This is a genomic window from Kitasatospora sp. NPDC005748 (genome assembly GCF_040630735.1).
Lineage (GTDB): Bacteria > Actinomycetota > Actinomycetes > Streptomycetales > Streptomycetaceae > Kitasatospora.
Window position 1 is genome coordinate 1 of record NZ_JBEXYD010000071.1, and the last position, 13,370, is coordinate 13,370.

General features: G+C 73.7%; 13 protein-coding genes and 1 pseudogene. 5 read left to right on the forward strand and 9 right to left on the reverse strand.

From position 1 onward, the window contains the following. Window positions 1-96, reverse strand: a pseudogene (locus tag ABZ495_RS32020) (electron transfer flavoprotein subunit beta); the annotation flags it as partial. Window positions 97-486: 390 nt separating this feature from the next. On the opposite strand from ABZ495_RS32020, the gene ABZ495_RS32025 reads away from it, so the two are divergent. After that, entirely contained in the window at window positions 487-855 is a 369-nt protein-coding gene (locus ABZ495_RS32025; RefSeq protein ID WP_329486972.1) for a PadR family transcriptional regulator, read from the forward strand. After that, on the forward strand, window positions 852-1,439 hold the full coding sequence (locus ABZ495_RS32030) for a hypothetical protein (protein ID WP_359811319.1): 588 nt from the start codon (window positions 852-854) through the stop codon (window positions 1,437-1,439). Before ABZ495_RS32025 ends, ABZ495_RS32030 begins: the two co-directional genes overlap by 4 nt. On the opposite strand, the gene ABZ495_RS32035 is transcribed toward ABZ495_RS32030, so the two are convergent. The 4 genes from ABZ495_RS32035 to ABZ495_RS32050 all read right to left on the reverse strand — a co-directional run bounded on the left by ABZ495_RS32035 (window position 1,436) and on the right by ABZ495_RS32050 (window position 5,393). After that, window positions 1,436-2,254, reverse strand: a complete 819-nt coding sequence (locus ABZ495_RS32035) for a family 1 encapsulin nanocompartment shell protein (protein WP_329486974.1) — start codon at window positions 2,252-2,254, stop codon at window positions 1,436-1,438. The two genes, ABZ495_RS32030 and ABZ495_RS32035, sit on opposite strands and share 4 nt — an antisense overlap. Next, a complete protein-coding gene (locus ABZ495_RS32040; RefSeq protein ID WP_359839357.1) occupies window positions 2,251-3,369 on the reverse strand; it encodes a Dyp-type peroxidase in 1,119 nt (372 codons plus the stop codon). The genes ABZ495_RS32035 and ABZ495_RS32040 overlap by 4 nt, the downstream gene beginning before the upstream one ends. A gap of 288 nt (window positions 3,370-3,657) precedes the next feature. Continuing rightward, window positions 3,658-4,290 (reverse strand): FMN reductase, encoded by a 633-nt coding sequence (locus tag ABZ495_RS32045; RefSeq protein ID WP_359839359.1) that lies wholly within the window; start codon window positions 4,288-4,290, stop codon window positions 3,658-3,660. Beyond that, window positions 4,287-5,393 (reverse strand): LLM class flavin-dependent oxidoreductase, encoded by a 1,107-nt coding sequence (locus tag ABZ495_RS32050; protein ID WP_359811311.1) that lies wholly within the window; start codon window positions 5,391-5,393, stop codon window positions 4,287-4,289. Before ABZ495_RS32050 ends, ABZ495_RS32045 begins: the two co-directional genes overlap by 4 nt. Before the next feature lie 261 nt (window positions 5,394-5,654). Here ABZ495_RS32050 and ABZ495_RS32055 point away from each other — a divergent pair, with 261 nt between their 5' ends. Further along, a complete protein-coding gene (locus ABZ495_RS32055; protein WP_329486978.1) occupies window positions 5,655-6,416 on the forward strand; it encodes a protein phosphatase 2C domain-containing protein in 762 nt (253 codons plus the stop codon). Between the two features lie 90 nt (window positions 6,417-6,506). Here the strand turns inward: ABZ495_RS32055 and ABZ495_RS32060 are convergent, their stop codons facing one another. Continuing rightward, window positions 6,507-9,005 (reverse strand): collagenase, encoded by a 2,499-nt coding sequence (locus ABZ495_RS32060; RefSeq protein ID WP_359839388.1) that lies wholly within the window; start codon window positions 9,003-9,005, stop codon window positions 6,507-6,509. 456 nt (window positions 9,006-9,461) lie between these two features. Beyond that, window positions 9,462-10,034 (reverse strand): DoxX family membrane protein, encoded by a 573-nt coding sequence (locus tag ABZ495_RS32065; RefSeq protein ID WP_329486979.1) that lies wholly within the window; start codon window positions 10,032-10,034, stop codon window positions 9,462-9,464. Between the two features lie 221 nt (window positions 10,035-10,255). Here ABZ495_RS32065 and ABZ495_RS32070 point away from each other — a divergent pair, with 221 nt between their 5' ends. Beyond that, a complete protein-coding gene (locus ABZ495_RS32070) occupies window positions 10,256-10,849 on the forward strand; it encodes a TIGR03086 family metal-binding protein (protein WP_359839361.1) in 594 nt (197 codons plus the stop codon). Window positions 10,850-10,967: 118 nt separating this feature from the next. After that, window positions 10,968-11,429 (forward strand): hemerythrin domain-containing protein, encoded by a 462-nt coding sequence (locus ABZ495_RS32075; RefSeq protein ID WP_359811301.1) that lies wholly within the window; start codon window positions 10,968-10,970, stop codon window positions 11,427-11,429. Between the two features lie 67 nt (window positions 11,430-11,496). Here the strand turns inward: ABZ495_RS32075 and ABZ495_RS32080 are convergent, their stop codons facing one another. Continuing rightward, window positions 11,497-12,285 (reverse strand): VOC family protein, encoded by a 789-nt coding sequence (locus ABZ495_RS32080; protein ID WP_359839363.1) that lies wholly within the window; start codon window positions 12,283-12,285, stop codon window positions 11,497-11,499. A 235-nt stretch (window positions 12,286-12,520) separates the two neighbouring features. Continuing rightward, the gene (locus ABZ495_RS32085) at window positions 12,521-13,336 is read right to left on the reverse strand and encodes a class I SAM-dependent methyltransferase (protein WP_359839365.1); all 816 of its coding nucleotides are present in this window, start codon (window positions 13,334-13,336) and stop codon (window positions 12,521-12,523) included. Window positions 13,337-13,370: the final 34 nt, after the last annotated feature.

Here is a 13,370-nt window from a genome sequence, read left to right on the forward strand (position 1 = left end):
CACACCCTCCCGGTCGGTGGTGTGGTCGTCCCCGAAACGACGGTCACCCGTCGCGTCCGGCACGTACTTCACACAGACAACGATCCTCAAGCTCATGAGCGGTTCTCCTGATACGGGTGCACTGGTCCATGGCCTCAGGTCATGCCCAGGGTACTGAGTGCCAAGTCCGGCCCGGCCGCGCCGCACGCGGAGCGGGCGCCACCTGGACCGGCATGCCGTGTCGGCTCTCTTCGACTGGCGTCAGAGGCTCGCCTCAGAGAATACGGCACTCAGTACCCCGCGTAAAGGAACTCAGTACCCTTCACCCGTCGCCGGCGAGCCCGAGGGCTCCCCGGGCGCCCGCGAGCATCGTCCAGGACCCCGCGCGGAATCCACCGGACCCTCCGGGCGGGCCTCCGCCGGGGCCACCCGTCCGGCGGCTCCCGACCGGGCCAAACGCTCGCGGCGTGCTGCGGCCATCACGCCCTGCGTGCTACCTTGCTTTGCATGGTAGCTGGCAATGCAAGCATCCCTGCGGCGGACGGGCCCGTGGCGAGCCAACTCCGCAAGGGGGTGCTGGAGTACTGCGTCCTGGCCCTGCTCCGGGACGGACCCCGCTACGGCGTGGAGCTGCTGGCGGAGCTCGCCCGGGTCGAGGTGATGGCCACCAGCCAGGGCACGATCTACCCCCTGCTGTCCCGCCTCCGGCGGACCGGGCTCGCCGACACCCACCTACGGGACTCCGAGAGCGGGCCGCCGCGCAGGTACTACACGCTGACCGACGCCGGCCGGAGCGCACTGGAGGAGTTCACCACGAGCTGGCCCTCCTTCCGCGCCGCCGTCGACCACTTCCTCACCCCTGGAGAGACGCCGTGACGGACACCCTCGCCCATCCCCTCGTACGGGACTACCTCTCCTCGGTCGAGGCGCTGACGGCCGCGCTTCCCGAGCTCCACCGCCGGGAGCTGCTGGCGGACCTGCGCGAGCACATCGAGGTGGCACTGGCGGACGCCGGCCACCTCGACGGGGACGGCGTGCGCGGCGTCCTGGACCAGTTGGGGGCGCCCGGCGAGATCGCGGCGGCCGCGCTGGCGGAGGAACCGGGCGACGACCGGCCGGTGCCGGAGAGCGGCGGGCGGACCGCGGTCACCGCCGCCCTGATCGCCGTACCGCTGCCGGCCGCGCTCGTCCCGGTGATCGGGGCGCCGCTGGGACTGGTCGCCGCGGTCGTCGGGCTCGTCCGGCTGTGGAAGTCCCCGCAGTGGTCCCGGCGGGAGAAGCGGGAGGCGACGCTGCTCGCGCTCTCGCCCGTCCTGGTCCTCCCGGTGGTCGCGGCAGTGCTCTCGGTGGTGCTCGGCGGCCTGAGCGCGCGCACGGTGACGATCGCGCTCCTGGTGACCCTGGCCCTCCCGGTGGTGGCGGCCGCCCGGCTGGTCCGCTCGGCCGCCCGGCTCCGCTAGGGCAGGTCGGACAGGCTCCGGCCGACCAGGGCGACGGCGGCCTCGGCCGTGTAGAGACGGAAGGTCAGCGACTCCTGGAGGTAGAGGTCGACCGAGTCGGCGGTGTGGGAGAGGTAGCCGACCGAGATGTCCTGGCCCAGGACGAGTTCGAAGTCGCCGCCACGGGCCGACAGCAGGAAGGCGCCCTCGATGGCCGGGGCCCAGATGATCTCGCCGTCGAGGAGCCGGGCGATGTGCGCCGCCACCGGGTAGCCGTGGTCGCTGGTCTCGCTGACCGCGGTGAAGGCGTCGGCGCCGAGCAGCAGCGCGTAGGGCCCGCCGACTCCGGCGAGGCGCAGCGCGGAGAGCGCCCTCGCCACCGCGTTCGGGTATTCGCGGACATCCGCCGGGAGCTGGATCGCGGGGTTGCTCGCACCGGCGCGGATGCCCTCGATGGCGGCGGCCCGGTACCCCTCGAAGACGGCGCGGTCCTCGGCGAGGGCGATGGTGCGGGCCGCGTCCTTGACCGGCTGCCAGTCGGAGTCGCGGGAGCCGCGCTCGACGTCGTCGACGGCGGCGCGGCTGACGGTGAAGGGCACCCGGAGCTCGACGACGGGCTGGGAGTCGCGGGCGTGGGCGAGCACCCCGTCGGCGGGCGGGGTGATGCCGGTCAGGTGGCCGGTGCCGACGGCGGCGAGGGTGGTGCCCTCGGGGCCGCTCAGGTCCACCACCCGGCGGCCGGCGATGTGGAGCTTGAAGGTCTGCCGGGCCTCCTCCTCGATCTCCTCCCAGGCCGCGGCGGAGACGGGGGCCAGGTCGCGGTGCAGATTGCTCATGACGAAGGGGTCCCTTTCAGGCTGCCGATGCCGAGCGAGCCGTCGGCGGCGGAGGGGGCGGTGGCGGTACTGGCGGTGGCGGTGGCGGTACTGGCGGTGGCGGCACGGGCGGTGGCGGCACTGGCGGCGGTGACCTCGGCCGGGGCGCCGGCGGGAGCGGGCGCGGCCGGCGGCCCGTCGAGGAACTCGGCGGTCGGGACGTAGAAGAGCGAGCCGGTCACCGCCGTGGAGAAGTCGAGCAGCCGGTCGTGACTGCCCGGCGGGCGGCCGACGAACATGTTGCGCAGCATCTCCTCCGTCACCTCGGGCGTGCGCGCGTAACCGATGAAGTACGTCCCGAACTCGCCGCCGCCGTCGAAGGATCCGAACGCCATGTTGAAGCGCATGATCTGCCGCTCCTCACCGTCGGGGCCGGTGATCGTGGTGAGGGCGACGTGCGAGTCGGCGGGCTTGGTCGCGTCGTCCAGCTCGATGTCGGTGAGCTTGGTGCGGCCGACGGCCCGTTCCTGCTGCTCCACCGGGAGGGTGTTCCAGGCGGTGAGGTCGTGCAGGTACTTCTGGACGACGACGTAGCTGCCGCCGGCGAACCCCGGATCCTCCGCGCCGACCACCACGGCCGCCGCGGCCGCCCGCCCCTCGGGGTTCTCGGTACCGTCGACGAAGCCCAGCAGGTCGCGGTCGTCGAAGTAGCGGAAGCCGTGGACGGAGTCGACGACGGTGGCGGCACCGGACAGCCGGCGGGTGAGCTGGCCGGCCAGTTCGAAGCAGAGGTCCAACCGGGTGGCCCGCAGGTGGAGCAGCAGGTCGCCGGGGGTGGCGGGGGCCCGGTGACGGGCGCCCGCCACCTCCCGGAACGGGTGGAGCCCGGCGGGTCTGGGGCCGGCGAAGAGGCGGTCCCAGGCGTCGGAGCCGATGCCGGTGACGCAGGTCAGCCCGGCGTCGGGGGCCCGGAAGCCGACCGAGCGCCGCAGGCCGGCGAGGTCGGGCAGCAGGTCGCGGACGGCCTGCTCACCGCCGGGGTCGATGGTGAGCACCAGGAAGATCGCGACGTTGGTCAGCGGGGTGAGGACGGCCTGCGGCTCCCCGGCGGGCGCGTTCGGGCTCTCGGGCGGCATGACGGTCTCCACCTCAGGGCTCCCGCGTGCTTCCCCGCCCGGTCCGGCGGTCCGCGACCGGACGGCCGGCGGGGCGGAGCGGCTCCGCGCTCGGAGCATGACGGACCGGCAGTGATCTGATCATGTGTACGATTACACCGCATAGTGGACATGAGGGCGCGATCAACACGCACCCGTCCGGCCCAGCGCCACGGCCCGGCGGACGCCCCCGCGAGGGGCGGGCCACTCGGCCCGCCCCTCGTCCCGTTCCGGCTCTCGTCCCGCTCCGGCCGTCGCCCGTTCGTGCTGTCAGGCCCGGAGGGCGGCCAGTTGCTCGGCGAACGGCACCACGGCCGGCGTGTCGGCCGGTGACGGCGCCGCCGTCGGCGGGCGGCCGGCCAGCAGGGTGGCCAGCTCGCCGGCCGCCCGGTCGATCCGGCCCGGCAGGCCGTCGGTGTGCCGGTCCCCCGTCGCGCCCCAGTCGTCCGTCGCCGCGTACACCGCGGTGGGGACGACCACCGAGCGCAGGTAGGCGAAGAGCGGCCGGACGGCGTGCTCCAGGGCGAGCGAGTGCCGGGGAGTGCCGCCGGTGGCGGCGATCAGCACCGGCTTCCCGGCGAGGACGTCGTGGTCGATCACGTCGAAGAAGGACTTGAACAGGCCGCTGTAGGAGGCGGTGAAGATCGGCGTCACGGCGATCAGGCCGTCGGCGCGCGTCACCGCCTCGACCGCCTCGCGCAGGGCCGCGCCCGGGAACCCGGTCACGAAGTTGTGCGCGATGTCGGTCGCGAGGTCCCGCAGTTCGATCACCGTGACGTCCACCGCGCCGCCTGCCGCGCCGAGCTGACGGACCGTCGCCTCGGTGAGCCGGTCGGCCAGCAGGCGCGTCGAGGACGGCTTGCTCAGCCCGGCGGTCACCACCGCCAGTCGGTACGTGCTCACTCGGCCACCTCCGTCGTCTCCTCCTGCGCGGCGAGTTCGGCCGCGACCCGGGCCGCGTGCGTCGGCCCGTCCGGGACGCCCGCCGGGCGGCCCTTGGCGAACTCCTCGCGCAGCACCGGCACGACCTCCTCTCCCAGCAGGTCCAGCTGCTCCAGCACGGTCTTCAGCGGCAGGCCGGCGTGGTCCATCAGGAACAGCTGGCGCTGGTAGTCGCCGAACGACTCGCGGAAGGTCAGCGTCTTCTCGATGACCTCCTGCGGGCTGCCCACGGTGAGCGGGGTCTGCTCGGTGAACTCCTCCAGCGAGGGGCCGTGGCCGTACACCGGCGCGTTGTCGAAGTACGGGCGGAACTCGCGCACCGCGTCCTGCGAGTTCTTCCGCATGAACAGCTGGCCGCCCAGCCCGACGTAGGCCTGCTCCGCCGTGCCGTGCCCGTAGTGGGCGTAGCGCTCGCGGTAGAGGTCGACCAGCTTCTGGAAGTGCTCCTTGGGCCAGAAGATGTTGTTCGCGAAGAAGCCGTCACCGTAGTAGGCGGCCTGCTCGGCGATCTCCGGGCTGCGGATCGAGCCGTGCCAGACGAACGGCGCGACGCCGTCCAGCGGGCGCGGGGTGGAGGTGAAGGACTGCAGCGGGGTGCGGAAGCGGCCCGACCAGTCCACCACGTCCTCGCGCCACAGCTGGTGCAGCAGCGCGTAGTTCTCGACCGCCAGCGGGATGCCCTGGCGGATGTCCTTGCCGAACCACGGGTACACCGGGCCGGTGTTGCCGCGGCCCATCATGAGGTCGACCCGGCCGTCCGCGAGGTGCTGGAGCATCGCGAAGTCCTCGGCGATCTTCACCGGGTCGTTCGTGGTGATCAGCGTGGTCGAGGTGGAGAGGATGATGCGTTCGGTCCGCGCGGCTATGTAGCCGAGCATGGTCGTCGGCGAGGACGGCACGAACGGCGGGTTGTGGTGCTCGCCGGTCGCGAAGACGTCCAGGCCGACCTCCTCGGCCTTGCGGGCGATGGCCACCATCGCCTTGATCCGCTCGTGCTCGGTCGGGGTGCGGCCGGTGGTCGGGTCGGGGGTGACGTCGCCGACGGTGAAGATTCCGAACTGCATGCTGCTCACCACACTCCTGGTGAATCCCGGGGCGCAGGATCCGATCGTCAAAGTTTCAACCACCTTAGCACCGGCCGATCCGCCGGTATTCCCCTGCGCGCCCCGCGGGCCGCCCAGGACCGCACGGGTGCGGGGCCGTACCGGCCCACGGGCCGGGCAGGCCTTGAGGGCCCCGGGGCGGACCGGGCGGTTTCCCGGGCCGGCGGGACAATGGGAGGAGCAAGGACGGCCGACCCGGAGTCCCGGAAGGGCGGCGAGCCGATGGCGGCCTACATCGCGGTGAGTGCGCTGAGCCACGAGGGCCTGGTGCGCGAACACAACGAGGACAGCCTGACGGTCGGGCCGTGGACGCTCTGCGCGACCGTGACCGGCAACCCGCAGACCCTGCTCTTCCCGACCGGACCACCCTGCGTGGTCGCGGTGGCGGACGGGCTCGGCGGGCACCCGGGGGGCGAGGTGGCGAGCGCGCTGGTGGCCCGGCGGCTGGCCGCCGCCGGGCCGGGCCTGGAGGGCGAGGAGACCGTCCGGGAGGCCCTGCAGTCCTGCAACCAGGCGGTGTACGCCGCGGCGGCCGAGGATCCGGAACTCGCCGCGATGGGCACGACGGTGGCGGGTGTGGTGCTGCTCCCCGAGCGGATCGTCGCCTTCAACGTCGGCGACAGCCGGGTCTACCGGGTGGAGCGGGACGGCCTGCGCCGGATCAGCGTGGACGACAGTCCGCCGCCGGCCCCCGGGCGGCGGACCACCTCGCTGATCACCCAGTCGCTCGGCGGCTCGTTCGGCCTGACCTTCGTCGAACCGCATGTGCGCGGCATGCCGCTGGCAGTCGGTGACCGGTACCTGGTGTGCAGCGACGGCCTGACCGATCCGGTGCCGGAGGAGGAGCTGTCGGCGCTGCTGACGGGCTCCGCCGAAGGATCGGAACGGGCCGACGGGCGCGCGGTCTACGACCTCTGGAGGGCGGCGATCGAGGCCGGCGGGCCGGACAACATCACGATGGCCTTGGTCCGGGTCGCCGGGTAGCCCCGGCGCGAGCCGCCGCCGGGCCCACGCGGGAGGCCCCGGCGGAGCGCCGCACGCGCTCCCCCGGGGCCTCCGGTCATCCGGGGCCGATCAGAACTCGGCCTTGATGTTCGCGCCGCCGAAGCCCTGCTGGGCGTAGAGGCTGGCGTAGACGTAACCCGCGGGCGGGTTGTCGATGGTGAGGGTCTCGGTGTTGTTGGAGGCGTTGACCGACCGGGCCGTGTAGGCGTTGGTGTACGCCCACGAGGCGGTGTTGAAGTAGAGGTCGGCATTGCCGGTGCCGCCGGTGCTGGTCAGCTTCAGCTGCTTCGTCCCGGCCGGGATGTAGAGGTAGAAGTGGGCGTAGTTGCCGGTGGTCGCCGCCAGGTTGCTGCGCCGGCAGTTCCGGTCGAGCAGGCGGGTGTCGGCGGCGGAGCACTCGGGCATCCGCGAGACGGTGACCGCCCGGCTGGTGCTCGCGGTGGCGCCCTTGTCGTCGGTCACGGTCAGGGTGACGGTGTAGGTGCCGTCCGCGCCGTAGGTCTTGGTCGGGTTGGCGGCGGTGGAGGTGGTGCCGTCACCGAAGTTCCACGCGCGGGAGGCGATCGTGCCGTCCTTGTCGGTGGAGCGGTCGACGAAGGTGACGCTCAGCTCGCCGGTCGCGGTCGTGAAGGCCGCCGTGGGCGCCTGGTTGCCCGGGTCGGTGCCGGTGCCGCAGGAGCCGGCCGCGCAGGCGGTCAGCCAGGCGTCGAAGTCGGCGTTGTAGCGGGTGCCGATGGTGGAGGTCAGGTAGCCGCGGGCGCCGTTCCAGTCCCCGGCGCGGTACTTGGCGAGCACCGCGTCCATGTCCGCGCGGTGCTTCTCCAGCATGTAACGGACGGCCAGGTAGCCCCAGTTGTAGACGCGGGTCTGGTCGGCGTTGTCGTACGTGGTGTCGAAGAGCGTGCTCAGGCTGTAGGTGTGCAGGCCGGCGGCGGACATCGCCGCGTCGTACGACACCTTGCGGTACGAGTAGGAGACGTACTCGGCGAAGCCCTCGACCCACCAGACGGTCGGCGTGGTCATCCCGGCGTTGAAGTCGCCGGCCATGTCGAACCGGCCGTCCAGGTAGTGGGTGTACTCGTGGTTGAGGTTCCAGATCTGGAAGTCCGGACGCACCCACTCGGCCTCGTAGGCGAGGAAGCGCGGCTGGTTGCCGACCGCGGCCGGGTCGCCCTCCAGGTACATGCCGCCGTTGTTGGTGTTGATGCCGTAGATGATCGCGGCGAACACGCCGTAGTCGAAGCGGCCGTGGAAGACCACGACCTCGATGGTGGTGTTCCGGTCGTTGGCCACCGGGCCGCCGTCGCGGACCACGGAGTGGAAGTAGGCGTCCTGGCCGGTCAGGCTGGTGCAGGCGGTGGACAGCTGGGTGGAGTCCAGGGCCTGGGCGAGGATCTTGATGCTCGGGCTGCAGGTGTAGCTGACCGTCAGATTGGCCGCCTTGAGGCGGTTGGCGGCGTCGCAGGTGCCGTAGTACGAGCAGTTGGCGGCGTCGTAGGCGGCCGTCATCTCGGCGGCGGCGGCCCACTGGTAGGCGGTGCGGCCGCCGACCGATGACTGGTCGACCAGGCCCTTGACCAGCGGGCGGTCCTTGGCCTGCAGCGGGGCGTACTGGAGGAAGCGGCCCATCTCGCGGGTGGCGTTGTAGACCAGGAAGCCGTAGTCACCGCCGAGCAGGGCGTTGTTGGCGCCGGCGAAGCCGTACAGCGAGTCCAGCACGCTCGGGTCGGCCTGGACGGCCGAGACGAAGGCGGGGATCTGGTGGCCGCGCCACAGCACGGTGAAGACGCCGTTGAGGGCGTTCCCCATCCCGGCCGGGTTGTGGGTGGCGGCGTTGTAGTCGGCCAGCATGCGCTTGACGACGTACAGGTAGCGGACGTTCTCCTGCGCGCTGTCGATCAGTACGACGGCCTCGCCCAGCGTGCCCGAGTTGTCGGAACTCACGTCACGCGAGTGGGAGTTGGCGAAGAAGGTGTCCAGCGCGCCACGGATCGCGGCCTGCAGGGCGGTGCCGTAGGTGCCGACGTCGGCGGGGTGGTACCACTGCACGAAGTAGCCCGCGCGCAGGAAGAGCACCAACTGTCCGGCGGAGGTGGTGTTGTTGCCGGGGTAGGCGGCGGCGGTGTCGCGCAGGGCGTTGGCCACGGTGACCATCTGCGCCTCGCGGAAGGCCTTGTTGGCGTCGGTGCCGGTGAGCGTGAACAGCTGGTTGACGCAGCCGAGTTCGGCGGACTTGATCTGCTGGACCAGGGCGCTGCCGGTGCGGCTGGTGAAGTCGCCGACGTTGCAGGCCGCGGCGGTCGCGGCGGCGGACTGCTGCCCGGCGGACTTGGCCGACGTGGCGGCCGCCCCCGTCGAGGCGGCGTCCGCGGGCGCGGTGGCCGAGAGCGGGGCGCGGTCACTGGCGGGGACGGACCGGTTCTGGCCGTCGCCCTGCGCGGCGGCGCCGATGCCGGGCTGCGGGGCCGGACCGGCCGCCGTGGCGGACGGGGCGCCGCCGGGCTGCGGCGGGACCGGGGCAGGGGCGGCCTGGCCGCGCGGGGCGAACAGGCCGAGCGCCAGGAGCATCGCCAGGGCGATCGTCACCAGCCTGGCCAACTGAGGCAGTGGTGAAAAAGGTCGTGCGGTTCTCACGTGGGGGCCTCCGGGCCTTCTTCAACCGCGCTGGGGAGACGCGGCCTTGACGGGAGTGAGGACCGTTGCGACGGCGCCGTGGGGTGGCTCCGTCGTGCACACGGTGGGGAGTGTGACATGTACAATGGCATACATCACATGACGTGTGAAGCCCCTGGACGCCGGCCTTCGGGCCGGACCCCGGGGCAGGCTCCCCGGACCGGTGACGACGAACGGCCGTTGGGCCGAGGAATCGACTTCCTCGGCCCAACGGCCGTTCTCCTACCGGGAGCTGAGCGGCCGACAGCCGCGCACGTCGCCGTGCGGGCCGGACGGCCTCTCGGGTCCGGGCAGGTCAGGCAGGTCGGACGGGTCGGGCGGTCCGCCCCCCGGACCCCGGACCCGGGCGGATCACTTGCGCAGCAGCAGGATGACGCCGGCGGTGACCAGGCCGACCACCACCGCGGCCGCGCCGTACGCGAGCCGGTGCGCGCGCAGGACGGGCAGGAAGCGGTCCACGGCGTACCGGCCGGGCCCGGTCAGGGCGAGCGCGGCGGCGCCGGCGGTGAGCAGCAGCTCGTACTCGCTGCCCTTGGGCGCGAAGAAGCCGCCGCCCCAGGTGACGGCGAGCGCGTTGACCATGGTGCCCAGGATGGCGGCCGCGGCCAGCGGGGTCAGCAGGCCGGCGGCGAGCGCGAGGCCGCCGAAGGTCTCGGTGAGACCGGCGACCACGGCCATGGCGTCGCCGGCCGGGTAGCCGCTCATGGTGAAGAACTGACCGGTGCCGTCGAGGCCACCGCCGCCGAACCAGCCGAACAGCTTCTGACTGCCGTGCGCGGCCATGGTCAGGCCGAGCGCGAGGCGCAGCAGGAGCAGGCCCGCGTCATAGGCGTGCGGCGAGGTCAGCGCGGGCTCGGGGGCTGCCCGGCCCGGGAGGACGGTGGCGGTGGTGGGGGCGGTCGTGCTCGGGCTGGTGCTCGGCATGCGCGTCTCCATCGATCGGGGTCGGTCGAAGCAAAAGGGTCACGGACGGTTACGGACGAACCGGTCGTTCAAATTCGAACCGCCGCCGTTCGACCGTACCTGGGAGTTCGAATTTGAACAACCGGCGCGAGTGCGGGGAGTGAGCGAACGGGCACGCGGACCGGCCGACCGGTACGTGGCAACCGGTCGCGCCCGGCCGGGCACCGGGGCAGGGTGGAGGCATGGCTCACACGGAATTCCAGCGACCGGCCCGGCCCGGCACCCCGTACGCCGAGGCGCTGGCGGCCTTCGGCGAGCGCGTCCGGCTGGTCGGGCCCGACCGGTGGGACGCGCCCACTCCGTGCACCGACTGGTCGGTGCGGGACCTCGTCAACCTCCTCACCGGCGAGCAGCTCTGGGTGCCCGAGCTGCTGATGGGCTCGACCGTCTCCGAGGTCGGCGGCCGGTTCGACGGCGATGTCCTCGGCGCCGACCCGGCCGCCGCCTGGACGGCCGCCGCCGAGGCCGCCCGCACCGCGTTCGAGGTGCCCGGCGCCACCGAGCTGACCGTCCACCTCTCGTTCGGCGACGCCTCCGGTCAGTACTACCTGGACCAGCTCACCGCCGACACCGTCGTCCACACCTGGGACCTCGCCGAGGCGATCGGCCGGGGCACCCGGCTGCCGGACGGCCTGGTGGAGTTCGCGCTCGGCGAGCTGGCCGGGTACGGGGACCTCTCCGGCAGCGGAGTGTTCGACCCGCCGCTGCCGGTGCCGGACGGCGCGAGCCCGCAGACCCGGCTGCTCGCCCTCGCCGGCCGCCGCGACCGCCCCTGACCCGTGACACCCAGGGTCCCCGGCCGGTCACCCGGGGTGGTACGACCGGCCCGACCGGTGCCGGACGCCGGATACTGGAGGTGTTCGGGGGGATCACCGGACGAGAGGCGGGCGCGCCATGAGCCGCAGGCCTGACATCCTCGGCGAGTTCACCGCCGACCACCGGGCGGTGACGGAGCTGCTCGCCCGGATCGAGGCCGCGCCGGACGGCGCGCCCGAGCGCGGCGAGCTGGTCGGGCAGCTGACCGACCTGCTGTTCGCCCACTGCGCCGCCGAGGAGGAGTACCTGTTCCCGGTCGTCCAGCACGATGTGCCGGACGGCGGGGCGGTGGTGTTCACGAGCATCCACCAGCACCTCGCGATCGGCCAGTACCTCTCCGACCTGCAAGGGGTCGGACCGGGTGAGCCGGCCTTCGCCACGCTGTACCAGGGCCTCGCCGACGCCGTCCGCCGGCATCTGGCGGTGGAGGAGGAGCAGGTCTTCCCGCTCGCCCGGAAGGCGCTGCCGGCCGCCGGCCGGGCCGAACTCGGCGAGCGGCTGCGGGCCGGGCGGCGGGAGGCAGCCGAGCCGGGGCCGTAGCCGCGCCGGCCGGTCAGGGCCCGCCGCGGGCCCGAGGGCGCCCGGCGGCCCTACGGCGGTGCGGGCCTCAGGCCTTCGGACTGATCACCGCGAAGCGGCCGCCTTCCGGGTCCCGGAGGCGGGCCACCCGCCCGTACGGCGAGTCGAAGGCCGCCCCGAGGGCCGAGCCGCCCAGTTCCTCCGCCCGGGCGAGCGCCGCGTCGGTGTCCGGCACCGAGAACGACACCTCCCAGTGCGGTGACAGCCCGGTCGGGCCGCCCGCCTGCTCCCTGGCGAGGGCCGCCACGCTGTGGCCCTCGGCCCGCAGCACCACCCGGTCGTGCTCCCAGCGCACCTCGAAGTGCTCCGGATCGCGGCCGTCCCAGCGGAACACCTCGCCGTAGAAGAGCGCGGCCGCGAACGGGTCCGGCGTGCGCAGCTCGATCCAGACCGGCGCGCCCGGCAGGTCCAGGCGCCGGGCCCGGCCCAGCGGGCCCTCCCAGATCCCGAACACCGCGCCCGCCGGGTCCGCGGCGAACGCGACCCGCCCGGCGTCGAAGGCCAGCGGGCCCACCGCCAGGGTCGCGCCGCGCTCACGGACGGCGTCGGCGGCGGCATCGGCGCTCTCCGTCCCGAAGTAGCTGGTCCACGCCACGGGCATCTGCCAGGCACCGCCGGCGACCCCCAGACCGGCCACCGCCTCGCCGCCGGCCACCGCGTGTACGTACGGGCCGAAGCGGTCCGGTCCGGGCTGGAACTCCCAGCCCAGCAGCGGCCCGTAGAACGCCTTCGCCGCGTCGAGATCACGCGCCATCAGGCTCACCCAGCACGGAACGGCCGCCACGCAGCGCACCTTGGCGGTCTCACCGCTGCCCATCGCGCACCTCCTCGGCGCCCGGCCGCCGGGCCCCTCCCGACTCCCACGGCCTACCGGCCGCCCGGGCGGGTTCAGCCTAGGCCGACATGCCGACCCGGGCACGCCGCGGCGCGCAGGGGCGACGGCGCTCGCGCGGGCCGCCGGGCGTGCGGCTACCGCCCGGGCGCGGGCGGCTACCCGGCGTGACGGCGCCGCTCGGGTCCTGCGGGCCGGGTCGGCCGGCGGGCGGGTGCGGTCACCGGCGCCTCCCCCGCCGGTCGCCGACCGGGCCCTGGAGCCGGGCGACCAGGTGGAGGCGGTCGTCCGCCGCGGTGTCGGCGGGCCGGGCGCCCTCGGTCCAGGGCGGTTCGGTGCGCGGACCGGGCCGGTCGTAGAGGTCGAGGACGGTGAAGCCGTGGGCGGCGAGCAGACCGCGCAGCTCCTGCGGGAAGAGCAGCCGCCAGGCCGAGTGCTGCACGACGGCCGGGGCGCCGTCGTCGCTCGTCCAGGTCCGGGTGCGGCGCAGCAGCTGGGCGGCGTGGTCGATCCGGAGCACGGTGTGCGAGGTGTGGGTGACGCCGTCGTGCGTGACGCGGTCGGTGCGCGGGGCGTCGAGGAGGTCGGTGCGGCCGAGGAAGAAGGCGCCGTTGCGCAGCTCGGCGACCAGCAGGCCGCCCGGGCGCAGGTGGCGGCGGAGCCGGCCGAACAGCGCGTCGAGGTCCTCGTTGGTGTGGCAGTAGAGGAGGGCGCTGTCCAGGCAGAGGACGGCGTCGAAGCGGCCGGGCAGGCGGAAGGTCCGCATGTCGCCGACGTGGTAGGCGGGCCCGGGGTGGTGGGTGCGGGCGTGCCGGATCATCGCCTCCGAGCTGTCGACGCCGGTCACCGCCCGCCCGGCGGCGCGGTGCAGCCAGCCGGCGTCCCGGCCGGTACCGCAGCCGAGGTCGAGCACCTCGGGCCCGGCGCGGTGCTCGCGGAGCACCGACTCGGCCCACCGGGCGGCGACGAACCCCGGGTCGGGGAAGCGGAGTTCGTAGAGCTCCGGGGTGTCGGTGAGCAGGTTGTGGCCGGTCATCGGGCCTCGCTGGGGAGTGGGCGGGCGGGGGCGG